Annotated in this window: 27 protein-coding genes; 2 read left to right on the forward strand and 25 right to left on the reverse strand. The window is 54.7% G+C overall.

Features of this window, described 5'->3' with window-relative positions; genetic code table 11:
- Positions 1–47: 47 nt before the first annotated feature.
- The 24 genes from recN to R70723_RS21470 all read right to left on the reverse strand — a co-directional run bounded on the left by recN (position 48) and on the right by R70723_RS21470 (position 20008).
- The gene (gene recN / locus R70723_RS21355) at positions 48–1775 is read right to left on the reverse strand and encodes a DNA repair protein RecN (protein ID WP_039875201.1); all 1728 of its coding nucleotides are present in this window, start codon (positions 1773–1775) and stop codon (positions 48–50) included.
- 60 nt (positions 1776–1835) lie between these two features.
- Positions 1836–2285 carry a transcriptional regulator AhrC/ArgR gene (gene ahrC, locus R70723_RS21360; protein ID WP_039875203.1) on the reverse strand — a complete coding sequence of 150 codons (450 nt, stop codon included), beginning with the start codon at positions 2283–2285 and terminating at the stop codon, positions 1836–1838.
- Positions 2286–2314: 29 nt separating this feature from the next.
- Entirely contained in the window at positions 2315–2785 is a 471-nt protein-coding gene (locus R70723_RS21365) for a hypothetical protein (protein WP_039875205.1), read from the reverse strand.
- Positions 2786–2894: 109 nt separating this feature from the next.
- Complete coding sequence (locus tag R70723_RS21370; RefSeq protein WP_039875207.1) at positions 2895–3791, reverse strand: TlyA family RNA methyltransferase; 897 nt, start codon at positions 3789–3791, stop codon at positions 2895–2897.
- A gap of 49 nt (positions 3792–3840) precedes the next feature.
- Positions 3841–5748 (reverse strand): 1-deoxy-D-xylulose-5-phosphate synthase, encoded by a 1908-nt coding sequence (gene dxs, locus R70723_RS21375; RefSeq protein ID WP_039875209.1) that lies wholly within the window; start codon positions 5746–5748, stop codon positions 3841–3843.
- 94 nt (positions 5749–5842) lie between these two features.
- Positions 5843–6787, reverse strand: coding sequence for a polyprenyl synthetase family protein (locus tag R70723_RS21380; protein ID WP_047171187.1), 945 nt, complete (start codon positions 6785–6787; stop codon positions 5843–5845).
- Positions 6774–7031, reverse strand: coding sequence for an exodeoxyribonuclease VII small subunit (gene xseB, locus R70723_RS21385; RefSeq protein ID WP_039875211.1), 258 nt, complete (start codon positions 7029–7031; stop codon positions 6774–6776). The genes R70723_RS21380 and xseB overlap by 14 nt, the downstream gene beginning before the upstream one ends.
- Entirely contained in the window at positions 7003–8388 is a 1386-nt protein-coding gene (xseA, locus tag R70723_RS21390; RefSeq protein ID WP_039875213.1) for an exodeoxyribonuclease VII large subunit, read from the reverse strand. Before xseA ends, xseB begins: the two co-directional genes overlap by 29 nt.
- A gap of 9 nt (positions 8389–8397) precedes the next feature.
- Positions 8398–9255: a bifunctional methylenetetrahydrofolate dehydrogenase/methenyltetrahydrofolate cyclohydrolase FolD gene (folD, locus tag R70723_RS21395; RefSeq protein WP_039875215.1), complete on the reverse strand. Its 858-nt coding sequence runs from the start codon at positions 9253–9255 to the stop codon at positions 8398–8400.
- Between the two features lie 67 nt (positions 9256–9322).
- Positions 9323–9772: a transcription antitermination factor NusB gene (nusB, locus tag R70723_RS21400; protein ID WP_039875216.1), complete on the reverse strand. Its 450-nt coding sequence runs from the start codon at positions 9770–9772 to the stop codon at positions 9323–9325.
- Positions 9773–10157: 385 nt separating this feature from the next.
- On the reverse strand, positions 10158–10391 hold the full coding sequence (locus tag R70723_RS21405) for a DUF2273 domain-containing protein (RefSeq protein ID WP_039875218.1): 234 nt from the start codon (positions 10389–10391) through the stop codon (positions 10158–10160).
- Positions 10392–10405: 14 nt separating this feature from the next.
- Positions 10406–10945, reverse strand: coding sequence for an alkaline shock response membrane anchor protein AmaP (gene amaP / locus R70723_RS21410; RefSeq protein ID WP_039875219.1), 540 nt, complete (start codon positions 10943–10945; stop codon positions 10406–10408).
- Positions 10946–11019: 74 nt separating this feature from the next.
- Entirely contained in the window at positions 11020–11436 is a 417-nt protein-coding gene (locus tag R70723_RS21415) for an Asp23/Gls24 family envelope stress response protein (protein ID WP_039875220.1), read from the reverse strand.
- Positions 11437–11553: 117 nt separating this feature from the next.
- Positions 11554–12897 (reverse strand): acetyl-CoA carboxylase biotin carboxylase subunit, encoded by a 1344-nt coding sequence (gene accC / locus R70723_RS21420; protein WP_039875221.1) that lies wholly within the window; start codon positions 12895–12897, stop codon positions 11554–11556.
- Positions 12898–12957: 60 nt separating this feature from the next.
- Entirely contained in the window at positions 12958–13467 is a 510-nt protein-coding gene (accB, locus tag R70723_RS21425) for an acetyl-CoA carboxylase biotin carboxyl carrier protein (protein ID WP_039875224.1), read from the reverse strand.
- Positions 13468–13791: 324 nt separating this feature from the next.
- Entirely contained in the window at positions 13792–14694 is a 903-nt protein-coding gene (locus R70723_RS21430) for a SpoIIIAH-like family protein (RefSeq protein ID WP_039875226.1), read from the reverse strand.
- A 47-nt stretch (positions 14695–14741) separates the two neighbouring features.
- Positions 14742–15383, reverse strand: coding sequence for a stage III sporulation protein AG (gene spoIIIAG / locus R70723_RS21435; protein WP_039875228.1), 642 nt, complete (start codon positions 15381–15383; stop codon positions 14742–14744).
- Positions 15384–15414: 31 nt separating this feature from the next.
- Positions 15415–16197 carry a stage III sporulation protein AF gene (spoIIIAF, locus tag R70723_RS32240; protein ID WP_052421413.1) on the reverse strand — a complete coding sequence of 261 codons (783 nt, stop codon included), beginning with the start codon at positions 16195–16197 and terminating at the stop codon, positions 15415–15417.
- Between the two features lie 61 nt (positions 16198–16258).
- The gene (gene spoIIIAE / locus R70723_RS21445) at positions 16259–17476 is read right to left on the reverse strand and encodes a stage III sporulation protein AE (RefSeq protein ID WP_372238271.1); all 1218 of its coding nucleotides are present in this window, start codon (positions 17474–17476) and stop codon (positions 16259–16261) included.
- 56 nt (positions 17477–17532) lie between these two features.
- The gene (gene spoIIIAD, locus R70723_RS21450) at positions 17533–17922 is read right to left on the reverse strand and encodes a stage III sporulation protein AD (RefSeq protein ID WP_039875230.1); all 390 of its coding nucleotides are present in this window, start codon (positions 17920–17922) and stop codon (positions 17533–17535) included.
- 9 nt (positions 17923–17931) lie between these two features.
- On the reverse strand, positions 17932–18135 hold the full coding sequence (spoIIIAC, locus tag R70723_RS21455; protein WP_020426549.1) for a stage III sporulation protein AC: 204 nt from the start codon (positions 18133–18135) through the stop codon (positions 17932–17934).
- Positions 18136–18148: 13 nt separating this feature from the next.
- Complete coding sequence (spoIIIAB, locus tag R70723_RS21460; RefSeq protein WP_039879097.1) at positions 18149–18667, reverse strand: stage III sporulation protein SpoIIIAB; 519 nt, start codon at positions 18665–18667, stop codon at positions 18149–18151.
- On the reverse strand, positions 18660–19661 hold the full coding sequence (gene spoIIIAA / locus R70723_RS21465; protein ID WP_039875236.1) for a stage III sporulation protein AA: 1002 nt from the start codon (positions 19659–19661) through the stop codon (positions 18660–18662). The genes spoIIIAB and spoIIIAA overlap by 8 nt, the downstream gene beginning before the upstream one ends.
- Positions 19662–19744: 83 nt before the next feature.
- Complete coding sequence (locus tag R70723_RS21470; protein WP_372238272.1) at positions 19745–20008, reverse strand: YqhV family protein; 264 nt, start codon at positions 20006–20008, stop codon at positions 19745–19747.
- Positions 20009–20273: 265 nt separating this feature from the next.
- Here R70723_RS21470 and R70723_RS21475 point away from each other — a divergent pair, with 265 nt between their 5' ends.
- Entirely contained in the window at positions 20274–21140 is an 867-nt protein-coding gene (locus R70723_RS21475) for a YitT family protein (protein ID WP_179088099.1), read from the forward strand.
- A 308-nt stretch (positions 21141–21448) separates the two neighbouring features.
- Here the strand turns inward: R70723_RS21475 and R70723_RS21480 are convergent, their stop codons facing one another.
- Positions 21449–22702, reverse strand: a complete 1254-nt coding sequence (locus R70723_RS21480; RefSeq protein WP_039875237.1) for an aspartate kinase — start codon at positions 22700–22702, stop codon at positions 21449–21451.
- A 196-nt stretch (positions 22703–22898) separates the two neighbouring features.
- Here R70723_RS21480 and R70723_RS21485 point away from each other — a divergent pair, with 196 nt between their 5' ends.
- Positions 22899–23573 (forward strand): TetR/AcrR family transcriptional regulator, encoded by a 675-nt coding sequence (locus R70723_RS21485; RefSeq protein WP_047171189.1) that lies wholly within the window; start codon positions 22899–22901, stop codon positions 23571–23573.
- Positions 23574–23704: the final 131 nt, after the last annotated feature.

A 23704-nucleotide genomic window follows, 5' to 3' on the forward strand; every position in this document is an offset into this window, starting at 1 on the left:
AGATAACCTTGCCCCAAGGCTTTTATTACTGTCAATCATTGTTCCGCCTAGCTTATGGCTGCTTTGCTGGCCTCGGCCAGACTGAGCATTTCCTGGGCGTGATGCAATGTTTTTTCGGTAATTTCGACGCCGCCGAGCATCCGGGCAAGCTCCATAACCCTGCCATCAGCGGAGAGGGAATCCACCTCGGTCATCGTCCGGCCATCCTCGACCTTTTTGCGGATCAGATACTGATGGTCAGCCATACAGGCCACCTGCGGCAGGTGGGTAATGGAGAATACCTGGCAGGAGGACGACAGCTTGAACAGCTTATCCGCAATGGACTGGGCCGCCCGCCCGCTGACACCGGTATCCACTTCATCAAAGACCAGGACCGGAATCGCGTCTGTCCGGGCAAAGATACTCTTCATCGCCAGCATAATCCGCGACAGCTCACCGCCAGAGGCGATTTTGCCGAGCGGCCGCAGCGGCTCACCCGGATTCGGGGAGATCATGAATTCCGCGCTGTCTATACCCTGACGGGTAAGCCGATAACGGCGATCCTTGTACTCGACGCCGCGCGGGTCCTCCATAAGATCCAGCTTGACCTGCAGGGACGTACGCTCCATCTGCAGATCCTTAAGCTCACCTTCAACCTGTCCGGCCAGATCAGCCGCACATTGCCTGCGTGCTTCGCTGAGCACCTCTGCCGCTTCCATTAATGTAGTGAGCAGGCCGTTGCGCTTCACGGTCAGCTTCTCAATATACTCATCCTTATTCTCCAGCAGGTCCGTCTCCCGGTGTATCTGATCATAATACGCCAGGATCTGTTCCACACTGTCCCCGTATTTACGGCGGAGCCCGTTAATCAGATCAAGACGGTTCTCGATCTCCTCCAGCCGGGCGGGGTTAAATTCTATATCTTCCCGGTAATCCCGCAGCTGAAAGGCGGCGTCCTCCAGCTGGTAATAGGACGATTGCAGCTGTTCGAGTACAGCCCGCAGCCCCTTCTCATCATAACGGACGGCATCCTCCAGCCGGGAGATTACTTTATTAACGGATTCCAGTCCCTGTTTGTCATACAGCAGGTCGTATGCGCCGGATACTGAATCCATCATTTTCTCACTGTGGGATAGTTTGACCCGTTCTTCGGCAAGTAATTCATCTTCCCCCGGTTTTAGTCGCGCCGAAGAAATTTCCTCTAGCTGAAAACGGTACAAATCCAGCATTTGATAAGCCTTCTGGCTGGATTCCTGCAGCTCCCGCAGCTCCTTCTCAACCTTGGCAAAGGCGGCATACTTCTCCTGATAATCGGCCTTCAGCGGCCCGATTACAGCTTCCCCGTACGTATCCAGAAGCCCGAGATGACGCTCCGCCTTCAGCAGGTTCTGATGCTCATGCTGGCCGTGAATATTAACCAGCTGTTCACCGATTTCCCGCAGCATGCTGAGATTAACCATCTGGCCGTTCACACGTGAAGTGCTTTTGCCGGTTGAAGTAATCTCACGCCGGATAATCAGATGCTCCTCAGGCTGGGCATCAATACCAAGGCGCTCCAGCGTTTCCCACACCGGATGGCTGTCCGGCAGGCTGAACAGCGCTTCCATTTCGGCCTTGTCACAGCCGTAACGGATGGAGTCTGCGGAGCCGCGCCCGCCGGCAACTAGTGCCAGCGCATCTATAATAATGGATTTCCCGGCGCCAGTTTCCCCTGTAAGCACATGGAATCCGGGATAAAAATGCACATCCACCGCTTCAACAACGGCCAGATTGCGGATCGATAACGTTTCTAACACAATGACTGCACCTCCGAAAAGATGATTCCCATGAATGGATTGCTGCTACATTTATTTTGTTCAGGAGATATATCCCATGATCTGCGAAATGACATCCTTGCTGTCCTCCGGCAGACGGCAGATGAGCAGAATGGTATCGTCACCTGAAATGGTTCCCATAATCTGCGGCCAGTCGATATTATCGATCAGCGCAGCCACCGAGTTGGCGGTACCCGGCAGACACTTCATCACTACAAGATTACCTGAGGAGTCGATGTGGACAAAATTATCCACCAGCACTCTTTTCAGCTTCTGGGTCGGATTGTAACGCTGGTCTGTCGGCAGGGAATATTTATATCTCCCGTCGTCCATCGGGACCTTAATCAGGAGCAGCTCCTTGATATCACGTGAAACGGTCGCCTGCGTCACCTGAAAGCCTGCCTCACGCAGCTGATCCACCAGCTCGTCCTGTGTTTCAATATCCTTGTGTGTAATAATTTCACGAATCTTGATATGCCTGTGTCCCTTCATTGTTGCCTCCTGTGTTGTAAAAATGAATATTAGGCGGACTCGCCGTCATCCCTGCCAAAGGAAATCACATGAATGGCCGCCGACACCGTGTTGACATACAGCACTCCGCTGCAGTCAGGATAAATCAGCATATAAGGCAGAAGTGCATCCCGGAGTGCGCTCCCCGTGAACTCCAGCTCCTTGCGGGGTCTGGACAGTATGACCAGATAATAGGAGCCGTCCTCTTTACCGGCCACATAGTCGATAAACAGCCGGCTGTACATGGGGGCACCGTCTACATTAAAAGATAACGGGATTTTGAGCTTGCCGCCAATCACCTCATATCCTGCTGCCTCCAGCCACTCAATGGATGGGTGGGGAGCAATATCATTGTTGATCGGCACCCGGTCCTTAAGGAAAGAACTCGGTGAGCTCTGCAGCCAAAGATAAATCCGGTATACCAGAAATATCGCAGCTGCCAGTCCAATAAGCGCCACAACGGCTTTGTCAGAGCTTGCCACGCAAATCACCTCGGTGATTTATTCGCCCAGCCGGCCGTGAACTCCTGCTTACGTCAACGTTTACTGATCTTTAGTCTGTGAGTATACATACTTTTCAAGCAAAAGAAACTCATCGTTTCTTCGATGAGTTTCCGTTAGCGGCCGTAAAGGTCGCTGCAGCTTCTTTGATGACCGTCTCAGCCAGCAGGGCAAAGCTGTCACCGGAATAACGGGGAGCCCGGGCTTCCTGCAGGCCGTTCCCCGCAGCAGCTTCAGCCTCTTCCTGCTCCAGCTTCCAGTGAGCCAGGAATTCAATATTCCCTTCCCCGCCGGTAATCGGCGAGAAGGTCAGGTTCTCAAGACGGTACCCGAGCTCGTCTGCCATAGTCAGTACATTAACCAGCACTTCCTTATGTACTGCCGGATCACGCACAACGCCGGATTTACCGACCTTCTCACGGCCGGCCTCGAACTGCGGCTTAATGAGTGCAGCAATATCTGCCGGACGGCTCAGCAGCGCTTTAAGCGGAGGAAGGATGATTTTGAGTGAAATAAAGGAAACATCAATGCTCGCAAAATCCGGCACCGGACCCAGCAGATCCTTAGGGGTCATGTAGCGGAAATTCGTCCGCTCCATTACACTCACCCGCTCGTCATTGCGCAGGCTCCAGTCCAGCTGGTTATAACCGACATCAATGGCATAGACATGACTCGCCCCGTGCTGCAGGGCACAGTCGGTAAAGCCTCCGGTGGAGGAGCCGATGTCCAGCATGACGCGTCCGGTGAGGCCGATCCCGAATTGGCGGAGCGCCTTCTCCAGCTTGAGGCCGCCGCGGCTGACATAAGGATGCACAGCTCCCTTTACCTTCAGGACAGAGCTGCGGAGCACCTTCATGCCCGCCTTCTCAATCCGTTCCTCATCCGCCAGCACAAGGCCTGCCATAATGGCTGCCTTGGCCTTCTCGCGGCTATCATAAAAGCCTTGCTCCACCAGTAAAACATCAATCCGTTCTTTAGGGTGTTCCATGTTCATCTCCTGATCGTTCTTGGGTCAACCGCTTCCCGGGCCTGTAAGCTCAGGAAGTGGAGGTCGACTTATACGTATATTTGCTCAGCGCCTTCATCGCCTTGATCCGTGCACACAATGCCTCAACGGTCAGGCCGGTCTGCTGGCGCTGCTCTTTGACGGAGCCATGCTCAATAAAAATGTCCTGCACACCCATCAGATGTACGCGGGCATCATAGATTTCCTGTGATGCAAAGAACTCCAGCACAGCGCTGCCCAGACTGCCCGCTTCGCTGGCTTCCTCTATGACAACCATCGAGGTTCCGGAATGGGCCAGCTCCAGCAGCATCGAATTGTCGAGCGGCTTCTGGAAGCGTGCATTTACAACTCCCAGCTGAATACCTTCACGCTTCAGCAGCTCCGCCGCTTCCTCGGCAACCTGAACCATTGGCCCGCAGGCAAGCACAGCGTAATCGTCGCCGGTACGCAGACGTTCCCAAGAACCGATTGGTATGGTGTGCAGCTCCTTGTCCAGGGCCACACCGGTTCCGTCAATCCGCGGATAACGGTAGGCAATCGGTCCGTCGTTGTATTCCAGGGCAGTCTTCATCATGTGGCGCAGCTCATTCTCATCCTTAGGCATCATGATGACGATATTCGGGATATGGCGCATAAAGGCGATATCATAAACCCCCTGATGCGTCTCACCATCCGCACCGACAAAGCCTGCACGGTCAATAGCGAACATCACGTTGGCATTATGACGGCAGATATCATGCAGAATCTGGTCATAGGCCCGCTGCATAAAGGTGGAATAAACCGCATAGACCGGCTTCATTCCTTCCATAGCCAGCGCCGCACAGAGCGTCGCCGCATGCTGCTCGGCAATACCGACATCAATCATCCGGTCAGGGAATTCCTTGGCAAACGGGAACAGTCCGGAGCCGCCGGGCATCGCAGGCGTTACAGCAATCAGCCTTTTGTCCTCACGGCCCAGCTCAATCAGCGCCTCACCGAATACTTCCGTATACATCGGCGGCTTGCCGACTGCCTTAAGGGGCTGTCCGGATTCGATTTTGTATGGAGAAATCGCATGGGATTTGTAGAAGTCAGTCTCGGCAGGCTTATAGCCTTTACCTTTGGTAGTCAGCACATGCACCAGCACAGGACCGTTCACATTGTCCGCCTGATGGAAGGTGTCGATCATCTTCTCAATATCATGTCCGTCCACCGGCCCGAGATAGGTGAAGCCCAGCTCTTCGAACAGTACGCCGGGAACCATCATATACTTAAGGCTGTCCTTCAGCTTCTCAGCTGTCTTGGCCAGCTTGCCGCCGATTGCCGGAATTCTCCGCAGCAGCCCTTCCACTTCGTCCTTGGCCCGCAGGTAATGGCGGTCCGAGCGGATTTTGCTCAGATAATTGTGCATAGCTCCGACGTTAGGCGCAATGGACATCTCATTATCGTTCAGAATCACCATCAGCTTGCGGCGTTCATGGCCGATATGGTTCAGCGCTTCAAAGGCCATCCCGCCGGTCAGCGCCCCGTCTCCGATAACAGCAATGACCTTGTTGTCCTCACCCTTGAGGTCACGAGCCACAGCCATACCCATCGCTGCTGACAGGGAGGTGCTGCTGTGTCCGGCTTCCCAGACATCATGCTCACTCTCCGTGCGCTTGACGAAGCCGCACAGTCCGTCCTTCTTACGAAGCGTATCGAAACGGTCCTGCCGGCCGGTCAGAATTTTGTGGACATACGCCTGGTGTCCTACATCATATATCATTTTGTCCCGGGGACTGTCGTAGCAGTAATGCAGCGCCAGTGTCAGCTCCACTACCCCCAGGTTGGATCCCAGATGCCCGCCGGTCACAGTGAGCTTCTCAATCAGAAACGTACGGATCTCCTCTGCAAGGGAGTCCAGCTCTGGCACTGATAAAGATTTGAGTTGCTGCGGATCATTTATATTTGGAAGCAGCACGAGTCTTCCCCGCTTTCCTAGATGTTGTAAAATATAAACCCCATTATAACACAAACGAAACGGCTGTCGAAATACAGCCGCTTCGGAATTTTCTTTAGTGATCCCTGGACATCAGGTAGGATGCAATTTCCAGCAGGCGCGAATTGTCCTTGAAGCCTCCGCCAAGCACGGCGCTGCGGGCCGCCTCGGTCAGCCGCTCCACTTCAGCGCGCGAGGCTTCCAGCCCGATAAAATACGGGTATGTCACCTTCTGCTGCTTGATGTCACTGCCTGTCTTCTTGCCAAGCTTGCCTTCGTCACCGACCAGATCAAGGATATCATCCTGCACCTGGAAGGCCAGGCCGATCTGGGTCCCGAATTCACGCAGCGCTTCAAGCCGGGCAGAATCCGCCTCGGCAATCCGTCCTCCGGCCAGCAGCGAGAAGACAATCAGATCACCTGTCTTATGGCGGTGGATATACTGCAGCTGCTCCAGACTGGTAAGCCCCTGCTCCCCTTCCATGTCGGCCACCTGTCCGCCGACCATACCGCGCGGACCGGCCATCTCAGCCAGCTCCTCGACAATGGAAAGAACCTGCTCAGCAGGCACGCCATGCCGGCGGGACGCCTGGACCACGCTGTAGAAGGAATGGGTGAGCAGTGCATCCCCGGCCAGAATAGCGGTCGCTTCACCGAACACTTTATGGTTGGTGAGCTTGCCCCGCCGGTAATCATCGTTATCCATTGCGGGCAGGTCATCATGAATCAGTGAATAGGTATGCACCATCTCAATGGCCGCCGCAACCGGCAGCGCCGCCGCACGGCTGCCGCCAAGCGATTCGCAGGCGGCGACAACGAGCAGCGGACGGAGGCGCTTGCCGCCGGCCTGCAAGGAATAATTCATCGCATCCCTCAGATGTCCCGGGACTGTCCAGTCCGCCGGAAGTGTCGTCTCCAGCTCCTGCAGCACAGCTTCCGTTACTGAGGCGATATAATCCTTAAGCGTCTGGCGTTCTCCGCCTGCCGCATTTAGCTCCGGGCTATACTCAGACCTGCTCATCGCTGTCCCCTTCCAGCCGGGCGCCAAAAGGCTTCTTGCGAAGTTCCCCGTCCATCTCGGTAATCATTTCAATCTTGCGCTCCACCTGCTCCAGCTTGCTGCCGCACAGCTGCGACAGCTTCATTCCCTGCTGAAACAGGTCTATGGCCTTCTCCAGGGGAACGTCGCCGTGCTCAAGCTCACGCACGATTTCCTCCAGCCGCTCCATGGCTCCTTCAAAATCCAGTTCCGCTTCCTTCGTCATCGTCTTTGCCATCCTCCTTCATTCCCCAGACCTGGCAGCTTAGCTGTCCGTCATTCAGCTTTATGTTGACCACATCGCCGAGCTCAACTTCCTTCAGCGATTTGATTAAATGCTCTTCCTTCTCGTCATACACGAGGCTATAGCCGCGTGACATGACCTTAAGCGGGCTGAGCGCGTCGAGCGAGCGCAGCTCCGAGACGTAGCGCGCACGCTTGTCCCGCAGGCGCGCCTGCATCGCACCCGCAAGCGTGCGGGTGATGCTCCCGGTGCGCTGCCGGGCCGCATTCACGCTGGCCTGCGGGTGGAACCGCTGCAGCCGTGCGCGTACCACCGCCTGGCGCTCCTGCGCCCGGCGGTGCCGGGTTTCGGCTGCGCGGCTAAGCGCCGCGCGCAGCATGTCCAGCCGCTGCGCGTGCTGGGCCAGCTGGCGGCGCGGGCCGACCAGCGCCAGCGAGCGCTGCAGCGAGGCCAGGCGCTCGCCGCCGCGCTGGGAGCGGCGCAGCAGGCCCTGGCGCAGCCGCTGCTCGGCAGTGCGCAGCTGCGAGGCGAGCTCGGCGGCATGCGGCACAGCCAGCTCCGCCGCCGCTGTAGGGGTCGCCGCCCGCAGATCTGCGGCGAAATCGGCGATCGTGAAGTCGGTCTCATGACCGACTGCCGAGATCACCGGAATGCCGGAGCCGGCGATTGCCCGCGCTACGGCTTCTTCGTTGAAGGCCCACAGCTCCTCCAGTGAGCCGCCGCCGCGGCCGACAATGAGCACGTCGGCCTCGCCCATGGCGTTCAGGTTCTGGATCGCCTTCACGATGGAAGGCGCAGCCCCCTTGCCCTGTACCAGCACGGGATACAGCACCACCGCCACCTGGGGAAAGCGCCGCTGCAGCGTGATAATGATATCCCGCACGGCCGCTCCTGTCGGTGAGGTGACAACACCTACCACGCGCGGAAAGCGCGGCAGCGGACGCTTCCGTTCCGCCGCGAACAGCCCTTCCTGCTCCAGCTTCCGCTTCAGCTGCTCATAAGCCATATACAGGCTGCCGATGCCGTCAGGCTGCATATGGGTTGCGTAGAACTGGTACTGCCCGTCCCGTTCATATACCGTTACATTGCCTCTGGCTATAACCTTGGTCCCTTCCTTCGGAACAAAGGGCAGGCGCTGGTTATGCGAGGCGAACATGATCGACTTGATCCGGCTGCTCTCATCCTTCAGCGTGAAATACATATGTCCGCTGCCGTGATGAGTAAAATTGGAGATTTCCCCCCGCACCCACACATCGGACAGGAGCACATCCGAATCCAGCTTCATCCGGATATATTTGTTAAGATCCTTGATGGATAAGACTTGCCGTTCTGCCGCCATAAGCAGCTCCTATTCCAGGCCGCGGCGGCGTTTGGCCGCAATCAGCGTATTGCTCATCAGCATGGTAATGGTCATCGGGCCAACACCGCCAGGTACAGGTGTAATGTATCCGGCAACTTCCTTCGCGCTCTCATAGTCCACATCCCCGGCAAGCTTGCCGGAATCCAGCCGGTTCATTCCGACATCGATGACAACAGCACCCGGCTTCACATAAGAGCCGTCGATGAAATTAGCGCGGCCGATGGCTACCACCAGAATGTCCGCCTGGCGGCAGATTTCCGCCATATTCGCTGTCCGGGAATGGCACATGGTTACAGTGGCATTCTCACGCTGCAGCAGCAGGGAGACCGGCTTGCCGACAATATTGCTCCGGCCGATTACAACGGCATGCTTGCCGGAAATCCCGGTGCCTGTCCGCTTGATCAGCTCGATACAGCCGGCAGGCGTACAAGGCAGCAGGCTGTCGTCACCGATAACCAGATTGCCGACATTGATCGGATGGAAGCCGTCCACGTCCTTTTCCACAGCAATGGCGTCGATTACCGCCTTCTCCTCTATATGCTTGGGCAGCGGAAGCTGTACAAGAATACCGTCGATATCATTACGGCTGTTCAGCTCCGCCACCAGGGCAAGCAGCTCCGCCTGGGTTGTCTCTGCATCGAGCCTGTGCACTTCCGAGTGGAAGCCGAGCTCTGTGCTGGATTTCTCCTTATTCCGGACATAAACCTGGGATGCCGGGTCTTCACCGACCAGAACGACAGCAAGACCCGGCTTTACGCCGTGCTCTGCCAGATCCTTCACCTGCTGTGCGATGTCAATACGAATTTCGTCGGATACCTGTTTACCGCTGATGATTGCTGCTGTCATGTAAGTCTCTCCCCTTTTTATCTGCTGTAGAAGTGTGGCTGCTGCATGAATGGATAGGTAATCCAGCCTACAGCTCGCTTTTCAGCTTATCGATTTCCTGGATCATTTTGCCGAGTACGCCGTTGACGAATTTACCGGAATCCTCTGTGCCGAAATGCTTGGCCAGATCAATCGCTTCGTTAACCGCAACCTTGGCCGGCACATCGTCTGCAAAGACCATTTCAAAAGTGGCAAGCCGCAGAATCTGACGGTCTACCCGTGACAGCCGGCTCATCTGCCAGCCCTTAAGATAATGCTCCAGCATGTCGTCGATTGCCACCTTGTGCTCCCATACGCCGTTCACATGCAGCACAACATAAGCCTTCAGCTCGGCCTCATCTGTAATCACATGCTCGCTTTCGTTCTCCTCGGATGCCTCTGCAATCAGCATTTCTACCGCTTCCGCGCTATCCACATCGTTCATTTCCATCTGGTACAGGCTCTGGACAATAATCTCTCTTGCTAAACGTCTCTTCATTTGTTCCTCCTACAATCTTATCTCGCATTTTATATCGTAAAGCATTGTTTCCGGTAAGTCATTCATTACATTTCTAAACACGATTATTTTCAGCATAAAGCCGTCTGCTTTATCCCTAATTGTATTTCGTACAGTCAAAAACCGGCTGGAGCTTTACCGGGTGCATATACAGGTATCTGATTGTACGAAATACAGTTAAACGGATGGCAGCTGCCCTGCCAACTGCTGTAGCGGTGCAGCATTCCATAGGCGGATTCATTCTGTATCAGGTCCTTTACTGGCTGATATCCATCTAAAATCAAAAAAACCGCGCAGCCCTCCACCCGGCAAGCCAGGCAACGCAAACGAAACGGGTTCCTGGCTCCGGGAGAAAGACTATCGCGGTTCATTTGAAGGGACGCCAGCGTCCGGACAGCCGCTCAACCAGCTCCTGCCATATGAACAGGGGCGGCTGCGCAGTATCCTTTCTTTTGCCGAGCGTATATCCGATGAACACTACCAGTGCAAAGAACAGCATATCCCAAAAACCGCTAATCAGATAAATCAGGCCAAGCACAATACCGAAGGTTACTCCGGCAATTCTGCCCCCGTGACTTTCCCATACTTCTTTCCAGGGCATAGGGAAACTCACCTCTATTCCACTCGACTTTTGAAGCTTGGAGACTGTGAGAGGTTGGCAATATAGACCGAAACGTCTGCAACCGGTATGCCGGTCGTCTCCTGCACGAAATCATGCACCTGACGCTGAACCTCTGTAGTCAGCAGCGGGAGCGAATGCTCGCCGTCCACCACTGCACGGATCATTATTTCAAGTCCGGCCTGCGACACGCGGATCCGCGATTTCAGATCCCGGATGCCCTTGACCTTACCTGCCGCCTTCAGGCTCAGGTTCTCAATGGTTTCCATGGAAATCTGAATATCCCCGTATTCCGTACGCTGGTCTACCGACGGCTGGGAAGCCCGGTCACGGCGCAGGGAGATGTAGAAGAAACGGATGCTGAGCAGGAACAGAATGACGGCCACTGCAATTGCTGCAATGTAGGCGGCCGGACCATCCTGAATCTCCACCGTATCCGGTATTGCTCCGCTCAGGAGGAGAATGGCAATTACAGATAATATTCCGATGCTTAGGCTGTAAACAAACAGCAGAAGCCTGTCCAAAATTTTTGCCACGTGTCTCATAACCTCCTTAAATTAGAGTAAACCCTCGACGGTGCTGTCGGGGGTTTATGGATAAACGAGGGCCCTTATTTCACGCGGTGAACCGCTTCTGTATCTTCGCTCTTGTCTGCATTCACGGTTGTCTTGAACTGGACATCATGGACATGCACGTTCACTTCCACTACAGTCAGGCCGGTCATGGTCTCGATGGAGCGTTTCACATTGCGCTGGATCTCTCCGGCCACTTCCGGAATACGGTTGCCGTATTCGATAATGACGGACACGTCAACAGCAGCTTCACGCTGTCCAACCTCTACCTTTACTCCTTTGGACAGGTTCTTGCGGCCGAGAAGCTCCACAATTCCTCCGGCGAATCCGCCGCTCATGCCGGCTACGCCTCTAACTTCAACAGTAGCCAAACCAGCAATAACCTCAATTACTTCCGGAGCAATCTGGATCTCGCCGATCTCCGTACGTTCAAATTCCGTCGGCAATGTACTCATCTTGGACTTCAACCCTTTCAATAAAAAAGTTGTTCAATATTTATAGCGGAGAGCACGTCTCTTATTAAACATACTATATCATTTGCCGAACTTTATGACAAACAATGAGAGTCCGTCCTAAATTTCATACTCTTCCAGGAACTTGATATCAAAATTGCCGTCCAGAAACACCGGGTGCTCCAGCAGCTTCTGGTGGAACGGGATCGTGGTATGTATGCCTTCTACAGCAAATTCAGCCAGGGCCCGCTTCATCTTTGCAACCGCCTCCTGGCGCGTAGGCGCCCAGACGATCAGCTTGGCAATCATGGAATCATAAAACGGCGAAATGGTGTAGCCCGGGTAAGCCCCGCTGTCTACCCGCACGCCAAGTCCGCCCGGAGGCAGATAAAAGCCGATTTTGCCCGGTGAAGGCATAAAGTTCTTGTCCGGGTCTTCGGCATTGATGCGGCATTCGATCGACCAGCCGTTGATCACGATATCTTCCTGGGTAAAGGAGAGCGGATTGCCCTCAGCTACAGAAATCATTTCCTTAATCAGATCCACGCCGGTGACCATCTCTGTTACCGGATGCTCAACCTGGATTCTGGTATTCATCTCCATGAAGTAGAACTGTCCGTCCGGACCCAGCAGAAACTCAAGGGTACCTGCTCCGGAGTAATTCACAGCCTGTGCTGCCCGTACAGCCGCCTGACCCATAGCTTCACGGATCTCCGGCGTCAGCACGGAGCACGGCGCCTCTTCAACCAGCTTCTGGCGGCGGCGCTGTACAGAGCAGTCCCGTTCGCCCAGGTGGACAACATTCCCGTGATTATCAGCGATGATCTGGATTTCCACATGCTTCATTCCGGTCAGGAATTTCTCCAGGTACACTCCGGCATTGCCGAAGGCCTTCTGCGCTTCCTGCTGGGCAGCGGTAATCTGCTTCACCAGGGATTCCTCGTCCTCGGCGATGCGGATGCCTTTGCCCCCGCCGCCTGCGGTAGCCTTCACGATGATCGGGTAGCCGATGTCACGGCCGAGCATAACCGCCTCTTCCACATCGCCCACCAGACCGTCAGAGCCCGGAATAACCGGAACCCCGGCCAGCTTCATCGTATCCTTCGCTACTGCCTTGTCCCCCATCCGTGTAATAGCATCAGGGGAAGGACCGATAAAGGTGATGTTGCAGGAGCCGCAGATCTCGGCAAAATCAGCATTCTCGGCTAAAAAGCCGTAGCCGGGATGTATAGCATCGCACTCGGTAAGTGTAGCGACGCTCATAATATTGGTAAAGTTCAGATAACTGTCCTTGGATAGCATCGGACCGATGCAGTAAGCCTCGTCGGCCAGCCGGACATGCAGTGAATCCCGGTCAGGCTCCGAATAAACCGCGACAGTGGAAATGCCCATTTCGCGGCAGGCTCTAATGATGCGAACCGCAATTTCCCCGCGGTTGGCGATCAGCACTTTTTGAATGTTCATGCGTTTCCTCCCAAAGTTTAACGAGGCTTGCAAGCTCCTCTTGTTCTAGTACTGCGGCGGTTACTCCGGCTTTACCAGAAACAGCGGCTGGCCGTATTCCACAAGCTGGCCGTTCTCGGCAAGCACAGACACGATTTCGCCTCTTACTTCCGCCTCAAGCTCATTCATCAGCTTCATTGCTTCAATGATGCAGACGGTTGATTTCTCGTTCACGCGGTCACCTACATTAACAAACGACGGCGATTCAGGTGAAGCGGCACTATAGAAGGTCCCTACCATTGGAGAAACAATTTTATGTAATGCTCCTTCGGCAGGGGAAGACTGCGGCTGTACGGCAGCCGGAATCTCGCTTGGGGCCGTAGGTGCAACATGCTGCGGGCTGTGCGGCTGCGGTGCTGGCGTAAAGGGATAGACATAAGGAGCCGCCTGGATTGCGTTGCCATCAGCTTCAGGGCGATCCGGTTTACGTATAGCCAGCTTCATTCCTTCGCTTTCAATCTCCAGCTCATGTACGGAGGAGGTCTGGTCCAGCAATTTAATCAATTCCTTAATCTCGCTTAACTTGAACATTTATTCGTTCACTCCTTCAGCTTTCTCTCGAAGCCACTTTTCTGATACGGGTAAGTTGAAACGGTTACGCCGTCCTTATAGGGACGGTAATCGTTTCTGCAAAAAGATAAGGATAAAGGATAGCGTGAAATATATCCTTTCTTATCTTTCAAGCAAAAAACGGCCTCACCGTTTCTCTTTTGAAGCATAGCTTCAGGGATAACGCAAATCTGAGGTCGCTTTCATCGTGATAACTTTATGTATTATATCACAAACGCTAGAAATGGAAAGAGCCCGGGACTGGCCCGAGCTCTTTCGGCATTTTTTGCATTTTTATACTGGTAATTATTGCTCTGATACGTATTGGACTCTGATTTTGTCCTGGGTCACACTCAGTTCCTTCATCACCATATCCACAATGCCTACAGCCTGTTTCACATCAAGCTTGTCGCTCAGTACAACGACTGTGTAGCTGTTGCCCGTTTCTTCCTTGACGATAGCTTCACCGTATTTCTGCTGGAGCTGGGCCTCGATGTCGCTGATTTTGGAGGCTTTCTCCTCAAGCTTGCTCAGCTGCTCCTGGGCTACCGCATTTTCTGCCGGCGTCTTGCTCATGTCATTAATCTGGGCCATCAGATCGTTGTGGTTCTTCAGATTCAGCTGTTCACGTTCAAACAGGTAGTTGGTGAACATGCTGCTTGCAGAAGCGCTCTGTGCGGCTACTTCCTTGAGAATTTCCTCATCGTCCTTGACCGGAGTGCTGCCTTCGGAGGCTACAGCTGCCTTGTCTTCAGCTTTATCGGCTGACTCTTTATCAGCCGTCGCTTTATCCGTTGCGGCTTTATCACTGCTCTCCGTTACTTCTTCCGCTGCAGTTTTGCCGGATACAGCTGCAGAAGCTTCTTTGGAGCTGTCAGCATCGCCCTTCTCTCCGGCCGAAGCGGCATCTTCCGCCGTTCCGGTTACAGCCGCTGCAGTACTGGTATCCTCAACTGCTGCAGCAGCCTCTGATCCGGCTTCCGTACTGAGCACGCCCTGTGTATCTACTTCATTGATGACCAGGCCGTTATCCAGCACTGCCGTATCCGGTGAGCCCGTTGTGTTATTCGCGCTGTCTACCTGTATAGTGCCTGCCGTTTCCTTCGGAATGGCGGACCCTGTGTCTTCAGTAAATAAGTAGTAAGCCGAGAGCACCACCATCAAGCTGAGCATGGAAACCAACCAAATCGTTTGTCTTTTGCCCTTCATTTTCTTTTCCTCCTAAAATATTATTGGTTATCTGCTGATCTGTCCGCCTATTCCTGCTTACGCGGCACAACGGAAATGCGGTAGGTTGGAACATTCAGGCCCTTCTGTATGGCCTCTTCGATCAATCCCCGGACAACCTTGTTCTCCGCGCCTTTGGCTACGACGAGCACGCCGCGCACCTGGGGCTTGATCCGTTTCGTAATAATCGGGGTTTCATCGCCTGACTGGCTGTAGGTGACGATCTCCCCGTCTCTTGTATATTGTGTCGTATGGCGTTTGCCGCCGCTGGCATCGGTCTCTTCACTCACCTGCTGCGAATCATTCATATTCCGCGTCACAACGATCTCTTCCGTGGATTCCACTGTGACCATAATATCAACCGTTCCGACCCCCACAATTTTCTCCAGAATTTCCTTGGTGCGCTGCTCCATCGCCAGTTCAATGCTCTCGAAGGCACCGCCGGTATTGAGCTCTCCCTGCTGCAGGACGGTCTGTGAGGATTCTGCCGCCGGCGGTTCCCGTCCCGTATTCTCACTGTCAAGCTTCTTGACGTTTACAAAAGAGTTGAACAGCATGATTGCCACGCCCAGCAGTCCCAAAATGATCAGCCAGCGGAAGGTATGACTCCTTTTCGGACTGCCGGAGCCTCCGCCTGCCCACTGCTCCAGCTTTTTTAACCAATTTGCCACTCTTATCCCCCCTCGCTGCTATGCTTCGGCTTCAAGATTTGCCTGTATCTGCGGTATTGCCTGAGACCCGGATGATGCCGCGCTCCAGATTCCAGTTCGTCTCCAGCAGCCTGATGACCCCTTCAGCCGTCGCCGCGTTGTTCGCAGCTCCTGCTTCCTGCCCGCCGTCCGCTCCGCCTGAGGCCCCGGCTGTTGCTTCCCTGGCGGCTCCGGCTTCGCTGTCGCCGATCTGCACCTGGACCGGTACCACCGGCTCAATCCGGATCGGCCCGGCTCCGGGAGAGCTGCCCGTCCCTGCTGCTTTTGTGCCGCTGTTTTGGCCTGCACCGGCCGCAGCCGGCAGTGAAACCGTAACCGCGGTAATGACTGGCACCTCATCGCCGCCCAGCCCGGATGCCTTGCCCAGACCGAGCTTTACGGTCACCTTAACCCCCTGCAGGCCGGTGCTTCCCGCAACCTGCTCCTGCATCTGCCCGGCTACTTCCTCAGCAGCCAGCTGCAGGCTCTGCTCCTTCGCCCCTGCCGCCAGCATCCGCCCGTCCGCCAGAATCTGCTCCAGCGTACCGGCGCCCTGGCCTGCCCCGCTGAACAGCCCGCCCTTCTGCTCCTGTTGAACAAGTGCAGTGCTAAGCTCTTTGGCGGCATCCCCCTTCAGCAGGGAGACAACCGGACTCAGCATCGTCAGCAGGACCAGCAGGCTGAGCACCAGCCTGGCGTAACGCTCCATCGACTTGCCCGGCAGCAGCATCTCCACAAAGGCAGCCATGAGGACTACGAGAATGAGCTCCCGCAGCCAATCGCCTAACCAGGTCATACGCCAAACCTCCTGAACGTTAGTGGGCATTCGCGGCTGTCCTCTTCCCGTCTGCCCGGCCTCACCTCATCATTACAGTGACATTGCCTGCGGTGAGCATGATCGTCACAGCCAGGAAAAACATCAGGGAGACGGCAGCCAGGGCGGCAAATACATAAATCATGCTTTTGCCGATCGTCTGGAGGCAGGACACAATCGGCGTCTCGCCGAGCGGCTGCATAACGGCTGCGGCCACATTGTAGATCAGCGCCAGAATCAGGATTTTGATCGCCGGGAATGCGCACAGGAACAGGATGATAATGACGCCCGAGAGCCCGATTGCATTTTTCACCAGCAGTGAAGCTGAGATCACTGTATCCGTGGCGTCCGCGAACATTTTGCCGATAACCGGCACGAAATTTCCGGTGATATACTTGGCGGCGCGGATCGTAACACCGTCTGTCACCGAGCTTGTGATCCCTCTGACTGAAATGACTCCCAGAAAGACCGTCAGCAGGATTCCCAGCAGCCCGGCTCCGATATTGCGCAGCAGATTGGCCAGCTGGGTCAGCTTATATTTCTCCGACATGGCGCTTACCAGATGCAGCACCGCCGAGAAAAACAGCAGCGGGAAGACCATCGTGTGGATCAGTGTGCCAACCGTATGAATCATAAAAACGATCAGCGGATGCGTAACCGATACGGTCACTATATTGCCCATCGAGGCCAGGAGGGCGAACAGCAGCGGAATCATCGCCATCATGAAATCGATCATCCGGTCGATCGCATCCTTCGCATAGCCGATGGCGATATTGAAGCTGTTGACGGCAATGACCAGGACGACCATGTAGCAGAGCATATAAGCGATTTTGCTGACCGTCTTGCGTTCAAAGGCGGTCTGCAGCGTCTCCAGAATCATGCTGAGCACGCTGATCATAACGATGGTCACCAGCAGCTTGCCGTTGTACAGCACCTCATGCCACATGAATCTGCCCAGCCCGGACAGCACGCCTGCAAAGCTCAGACCATCGTCTCCGGGAAGCAGCATATCCATCAGCGACGGGGTTTGTCCGTCCGGGAAAAATCCCCCGTATTCCGTCATCAGCTGGTCCCAGTAGGACTCCACCCCGTCCAGCGGAAGGTTCTCCATCTGGCCCTTTACCCAGCCGTCCACGGGTGAGCCGGCTCCGCCTGAGGTCTGCGGGGCGCCTGCGGCCGCCGAAGCCGTATTCCAGCACAGGAGCAGCAGCAGAGGGAGAAGCAGCAGTATTTTTAATATAGAAGTCTTGTGCATCCGCATTCCCTGCATCCCTGCTTTCCCCGCCTTTCTCCGGCGCTCCCGGCACTGTTCACGGCTCAGGCGGGCAGGAGCTTCATCACCGTTTCGATAATAATGCTGATGATCGGCACGGCCAGCACCATAATCAGCACCTTGCCGGCCAGCTCAATTTTGGAGGCAATGGATTCCTGCCCGGCGTCGCGTACAATCTGCGCCCCAAACTCCGCGATATAAGAAATTCCGATGATTTTGAATACCGTTTTGATGTAGATCATCTCCATCCCCGAGGACTCTGCAACCCGCTCCAGCGTCCCGAGAATGGTGCCGATTTTGCCGATAAGGAACAGGAAGATCAGGATGCCGGCCGCCGTAGTCAGCAGAAAGGCGAACATCGGCTTTTGTTCCTTCAGCACGAGGATCAGCACCGTCGACAAGAGTCCGATTCCCACTACTTGAATGATTTCCATAAGGCCTGCCTATTGAAAAAGAAAAATCGTTTTGATTTCCTGCAGCAGGCCGTCCAGCATCCGGATTACCATAAACAGGACAATGATAAACCCGACAATGGTTACCCAGTGGGCAATGTCCTCCTTGCCCATCTGCTTCAGCACCGTATGAATCATGGCGATAATAATGCCGATGCCGGCGATTTGAAAGATCGCGTTGACTTCAATATTCATTCCTGGCACCTCGCTAAAAGATCAATATGACGATCAATGCTCCAAGCAGCAGACCCAGGCTTTTACTCATCTTTTCATATTTGCCCTGATCTTCTCTGGCCACTGTCTCCTCCTGCTTCAACTGCTGTAAAGCCAGCGCAATGTGCGTGCTCTGATTCGACCTGTCGCTTGTGCCCAGGGTGCAGCTTAACTGACGGATAATCTCCCGCTCCCCTCCCTTCAGGGAAGCGGAACGGAAATGCAGCTCCATCGACCGCTGGAAGGCCTCCTCCGCGCTGCGGTTATGCGGCGGGCTCATCTCTTCTGCTGCGGCGTTAAAGAAAGCCTGCAGCTGACCCTTCGACTGCTGCCCGATTCTGCGCAGTGCCTCCGGCAGCGGGGTATAGCCGTAGAGGATCTCAGTTTCCAGCCGCTGCAGTGCGGTGATCAGTCCTCTGATGTTCCTTGGCCTGTCTGCATACTGGGCAGCCTTGGCAAATCCGGCAAGCGCGCCGGCCACCACCACCAGCACGGCACCCAGCAGCTTAAGCACGGCGCTCACCGCCCTGATGCTCTTCCGGTGTAATCAGGAGGAGCCCGCGCTTCTGCCCGTCCAGAATGCGGAAGGTGAGCCCGGCCTCGGTACGGTGCAGGATGACATACCGCTCGAACATCCGGTGCTCCAGCAGAGCGCCGAGGCCCGGACGCCGGGCCAACTCGGCCACTTCCTTGCCGTGGGCGGTGGCCACTACGGAGATGCCGGCATGCAGTGCTTCAGTCACTGCCTCGGCATCCTCATGGCGTCCGATCTCATCGGCGACCAGCACCTCGGGCGAGAGGGAGCGGATCATCATCATCATCCCCTCCGCCTTCGGGCAGCCGTCAAGAATGTCGGTGCGCGGCCCGACATCAAAGGCCGGGATGCCGCGGCGGCTGCCGGCGATCTCCGAGCGCTCGTCCACGATGCCGACCTTAAGGCCGGGCCGGCTGCCGTCACGCCCTGCAGTGCTGCCTGTGGAGATCTGCCTGGCAAGATCACGCAGCAGCGTGGTCTTGCCGTGCTGCGGCGGCGAGAGGATCAGCGTATGCAGGATCCGTTGCCGCCCCCGCTCCACCAGGTAGGGCAGCACGCTGTCGGCAATGCCCGGAAGCTCGCGGGCAATCCGGACATTGAAGCCGGTAATGTCGCGCAGATGCTCAACACCGCCTCCGCTGAGCACTGTCCGGCCGGAGAGGCCGATCCGGTGTCCGCCGGGAATCGTGATGAAGCCCTTGCGCAGCTCCTCTTCCATCGTATAGAGGGAATGATTGCTGATGAGATCAAGCAGCCGGTGTGTATCCTCCCTGCTCGGCTTGTACGCTTCTGCGGGAAGCTGGGTCAGGCTGCCGTTCCCGCAGAGGAAATGGTATTTGCCGGAGTAGTTAATCTCCAGCGGGCGCCCTTCCCGGACCCTGACCTCCTCAAGCCTTGCAAGAAGAGGGGCAGGAAGTCCGCTCAGCAGCGCCCTTACTTTTTCAGGAAACAGGAAAAGCCAGTCATTAGCCATACAATGTACCCCCAAGCTGTCCTCTACTTTTATAGCTTTATTCCATATTTATGCTTGTACCTGAGCTTTATGCCTATCATCTATCATTTTTTCAGAATCCCGATTAAGAGAAAGGCTACCCCGCACCCGATCCAGCCCAGCTTGCCCCAGGACAGCTCCTGAGCCATCCCCGTAAGCCCGACAGCCGTCGTAAGAATCAGAATGGTCGGCCCTACCAATGCCAGCCCTGAATTGACTGCCAGCGCCTTGTCCACCTGGTTCAGCTTCAGCATGATCAGCGCCGCCGTAATCTCCACACTGCCGGACAGCAGCCGCAGTATCGCCATCCAGCTAACATACTTGTCCAATCTGTTCAGCTCCCTTGATTAAAATTCGCCCCCGGACCTCCCGGCACTCTGCATGAAAACAAGCCGTTACCCATGGATATGCGCAAGCCGGCCACTTTAGACAAGCGAAAATAAGCACAGCTGCACGCAAATGTGAAAGAAATCATAGAGAAACTATTTATAAAAAAATATCATCAGTGTGATAAAATAATTTTGTTATCCTGCTGTAGGGAAATAGAAGCGTATAACGTTGGATAGACTAAGGAAAAAAGAGGGGAATTTCAGCATGCAAGTTCGTAATCTCGTAGTACCGTTAGTATCAAGCACTGTGGGGAAACAGGTAAAAGATGTGGCTGTTATTATTCTTTCAGCTTTTCTGGTAGCCTGCGGCCTCCGGCTGTTCCTCATTCCGCATCAGCTGCTGAGCGGGGGAGTCGCAGGGACGGCTTCTATCATCGGGTATCTCACGAACCCGAAGTATATTTCACTGTATTATTTTGCAATCAATTTTCCGATTCTGATCTGGGGCTTTGTAGCCGTAGGTAAAAAATACATCTGTCTAAGCATGCTGTCCGTCGTAGCCACTACCTGGTTCCTGACTGTCATTCCGGTCATCAAGCTGACCAAGGACCCGATTCTGGCCAGTATTTTCGGCGGGGTGATCATTGCCTGCGGGGTTGGCTTTTCGCTGCGTGCGGGCGGCTCTTCCGGGGGCTTTGATATTCTGGGCTCTATTATTACCCGCAAACGCGATATTCCGATGGGCACCGTACTGTTCGTAATGGACGGACTGGTTATCCTGAGCCTCGGCTTTTTCAAAAGCTGGGATTCCGCCCTTTACGCAATGCTCTGTATATTCGTCAAAAGCCGGATCGTCGATATGATCCATATCCGCCACGTCAAGCTGACCTGCTTCATCGTCACCAAGGAGCGGGAAAAGATGCTCAGCCGGCTCACCCTGCTGCCCCACGGGGTTACTGTGGTCAATGCGGAGGGCGGCTACAGCCATGAGGGCAATACGATGCTGATGACCGTCACCACACGCTATGAGCTGGCCGAGCTGCGCAAGACCATTCTAGAGACCGACCCGAAATCATTCGTAAATGTGCTGGAAACGGTGGAGATCGTAGGCCGGTTCAGACGGCTGGGGTAGCTGATTGCAAATAAAAAATAAATCAAGCCTGCATTCCGCTATAAGTAGTGGTTTGCAGGCTTTTTCTTTTGCCAACTTACTTTTAATAGATATGTATGGACTCAGATGGCGTTACTTCCGGAAATCCCGGCTCCTGCGGGATCTAACGGATACCAGGGGCGCCTCCTGTGTCCGTTGCAGCAACCGGCGGCACAGCGCAGCACATTATACGGACAAGCCGTCCTAATCCACGGGCGGTATCCTTAACTAAAAAAAGGATGCTCCCCCAGCCCTCAGGCTGAAGAAGCATCCTTACTCTAAATAGCTGCCTATCTGCGGTCCTGAGGCCCGCCGACAAAGGCCTGCTCTTCTGTATCCAGGTTGTAGGCGGTGTGAAGCGCCTGAATGATTTGCGGAAGGTTGCCGGATTCAATGACGCAGGACACCTTGATTTCAGAGGTGCTGACCATCTTGATGCTGACGCCCTGGCCGGAGATCACTTCGAACATCTGCGCGGCAACACCCGGATGGCTGACCATACCGGCGCCGACGATTGAGACCTTGACCAGATTGTCTTCAGAGGTTACTTCACGGTAAGGCAGCTCGCTGTGCAGCCCTTCAATAACCTCCTTGGCCCGGTCCAAATCGCCCAGACCTACTGTAAAGGAAAAGTCGGCTGTGCCGTTCTGAACACCGCTCTGCACGATAATATCCACGTCAACGCCTTCAGCAGCCAGTCTGCCGAACACCTGGGCCAGTACGCCCGGCACATCCGGCACTCCCAGAATACTGATCCGCGCCACGTTCTTGTCAAACGCAATCCCGCTTACTACAACTCCCTGTTCCATGCTTGCTTCCTCCTTCACAACAGTACCTTCATTATGATTAAAGCTTGATCTGACGACCAGCTTTACCTGATATCTTTTGGCATATTCTACAGCACGGGGGTGGAGTACCGCTGCGCCCAGATTGGCCAGCTCCAGCATCTCGTCATAGGAGATTTCCTTCAGCTTGCGTGCCTTCTTCACGATACGCGGGTCGGTGGAATAGATGCCGTCCACATCGGTATAGATTTCGCACACATCCGCCTTGATGGCAGCTGCCAGTGCTACCGCCGTCGTATCGGAGCCTCCGCGTCCCAGTGTTGTAATCTCGCCGTCCAGCGTCATTCCCTGGAAACCGGCCACGATTACGATCTGCTCGCGCTCCAGCGACTCCAGCACACGCCGCGGAACAATTTCGTTGATCCGGGCCCGGCCGTGGGTTTCATCAGTCCGGAAGCCGGCCTGCCAGCCTGTGTAAGAGACGGCGTTTCTGCCGATTCCGTGCAGGGCGATGGACAGCAGCGCCACCGAGATCTGTTCGCCTGTGGTCATCAGCATATCCATTTCGCGCGCCGGCGGCTGTTCATTCAGCGCCTTGGCCTGATCGATCAGATCATCCGTGGTGTCTCCCATAGCGGATACAACCACAACGCAGCGGTGCCCTTCATCCTGCTTCTCTGCGATGCGCTTAGCGACGCGCTGCATGCGTTCAATGTCTCCGACGGAGCTGCCTCCGAATTTCATGACATAAAGTGACAAAGTTCCATTCACTCCCTATTTCGCTCTATGTAGCTTATATTTTGGTTTACCGCTTTAACCCAGTATAATACGAAAATCACATGAAGCGTTAATGGTTTCACAAAAAAAAGCGCCCATTTTCAGAATATCCGCAAACTATAGGATATACTTAGAGCCGGACCTGCATACAGCCATGCGCTTTACAAGGAGGAATAACATGTCGCCGAGAAACGTCCAAAAGGACCAGCAGCTGAGAAAAGAACGCATCCAGCACATATTGGATGCTGCACTGCAGACCATCGCCAAACGCGGAGTAGATTCGACCAATATCAAGGACATTGCCCTGGAGGCGAATCTCAGCGTGGGCAATATTTATAATTATTTTTCCTCCAAGGATGAGATTTTCAGCGAGGTACTGCTGCGCGGGCAGACTGCGTACGGCAGGACACTGGAAGAGCTGGCTTCACTGGATGCAGATCCCCGCGTCAAGCTGCTTGAGTTCTGCAAGGGGTGGCTGTCCAATGAGAGCAACTGGGCCTTTACCATTATGCTGCAGAGCATCCGAACCAACCAGACCGTTAATCCGGAGATCAGAGCGGCGGCAACACAGCGTTTTACAGGCAATCTGGAGCCGCTGGCAGAGATTATCCGGCAGGGACAGGCTGCAGGCACGCTTATTGAGGGAGATTCCCGGCAGCTCGCCTTTTATTTTGTAAGTCTTATACAGGGTCTTACACTGCAGCTTGCCCCGGGCTATGAAATTCCCGTTAACATTAACCCTCCCGGGATTGTAGCACTGTTTCTGGCAGCAGACACGCCATTGCCGGAGACGGATCCGCGGACTTCAGCCAAGCTGTTCCGGTTCCGGAATAAAAAAATGTTTGACAAGTGAGAAATGTCATTGCTAATATATCGTCATAACAAAACGAATCATTATTCATTTTGTGAGAGACGATTATAATAGCATGGCTTTCTTTTTTTTATATCTAAAACCAAGTAATCATGTATGTATTATTAATTTAA

This window comes from Paenibacillus sp. FSL R7-0273 (assembly GCF_000758625.1).
GTDB lineage: Bacteria > Bacillota > Bacilli > Paenibacillales > Paenibacillaceae > Paenibacillus_AQ.

What these genes read in the sequence shown, in the direction of transcription:
- R70723_RS21380 (WP_047171187.1), bottom strand. Translation starts at nt 6,787, where the DNA reads ATGAGCAGGTCTGAGTATAGCCCGGAGCTAAATGCGGCAGGCGGAGAA.
- R70723_RS21485 (WP_047171189.1), top strand. Translation starts at nt 22,899, where the DNA reads ATGTCGCCGAGAAACGTCCAAAAGGACCAGCAGCTGAGAAAAGAACGC.
- folD (WP_039875215.1), bottom strand. Translation starts at nt 9,255, where the DNA reads ATGACAGCAGCAATCATCAGCGGTAAACAGGTATCCGACGAAATTCGT.
- spoIIIAD (WP_039875230.1), bottom strand. Translation starts at nt 17,922, where the DNA reads ATGGAAATCATTCAAGTAGTGGGAATCGGACTCTTGTCGACGGTGCTG.
- spoIIIAF (WP_052421413.1), bottom strand. Translation starts at nt 16,197, where the DNA reads ATGACCTGGTTAGGCGATTGGCTGCGGGAGCTCATTCTCGTAGTCCTC.
- spoIIIAC (WP_020426549.1), bottom strand. Translation starts at nt 18,135, where the DNA reads ATGAATATTGAAGTCAACGCGATCTTTCAAATCGCCGGCATCGGCATT.
- R70723_RS21405 (WP_039875218.1), bottom strand. Translation starts at nt 10,391, where the DNA reads ATGCCCTGGAAAGAAGTATGGGAAAGTCACGGGGGCAGAATTGCCGGA.
- accC (WP_039875221.1), bottom strand. Translation starts at nt 12,897, where the DNA reads ATGAACATTCAAAAAGTGCTGATCGCCAACCGCGGGGAAATTGCGGTT.
- R70723_RS21430 (WP_039875226.1), bottom strand. Translation starts at nt 14,694, where the DNA reads ATGAAGGGCAAAAGACAAACGATTTGGTTGGTTTCCATGCTCAGCTTG.
- xseB (WP_039875211.1), bottom strand. Translation starts at nt 7,031, where the DNA reads ATGACGAAGGAAGCGGAACTGGATTTTGAAGGAGCCATGGAGCGGCTG.
- R70723_RS21370 (WP_039875207.1), bottom strand. Translation starts at nt 3,791, where the DNA reads ATGGAACACCCTAAAGAACGGATTGATGTTTTACTGGTGGAGCAAGGC.
- nusB (WP_039875216.1), bottom strand. Translation starts at nt 9,772, where the DNA reads ATGAAGAGACGTTTAGCAAGAGAGATTATTGTCCAGAGCCTGTACCAG.
- ahrC (WP_039875203.1), bottom strand. Translation starts at nt 2,285, where the DNA reads ATGAAGGGACACAGGCATATCAAGATTCGTGAAATTATTACACACAAG.
- R70723_RS21415 (WP_039875220.1), bottom strand. Translation starts at nt 11,436, where the DNA reads ATGAGTACATTGCCGACGGAATTTGAACGTACGGAGATCGGCGAGATC.
- accB (WP_039875224.1), bottom strand. Translation starts at nt 13,467, where the DNA reads ATGTTCAAGTTAAGCGAGATTAAGGAATTGATTAAATTGCTGGACCAG.
- spoIIIAA (WP_039875236.1), bottom strand. Translation starts at nt 19,661, where the DNA reads ATGGCTAATGACTGGCTTTTCCTGTTTCCTGAAAAAGTAAGGGCGCTG.
- spoIIIAE (WP_372238271.1), bottom strand. Translation starts at nt 17,476, where the DNA reads ATGCGGATGCACAAGACTTCTATATTAAAAATACTGCTGCTTCTCCCT.
- R70723_RS21475 (WP_179088099.1), top strand. Translation starts at nt 20,274, where the DNA reads ATGCAAGTTCGTAATCTCGTAGTACCGTTAGTATCAAGCACTGTGGGG.
- xseA (WP_039875213.1), bottom strand. Translation starts at nt 8,388, where the DNA reads ATGGCGGCAGAACGGCAAGTCTTATCCATCAAGGATCTTAACAAATAT.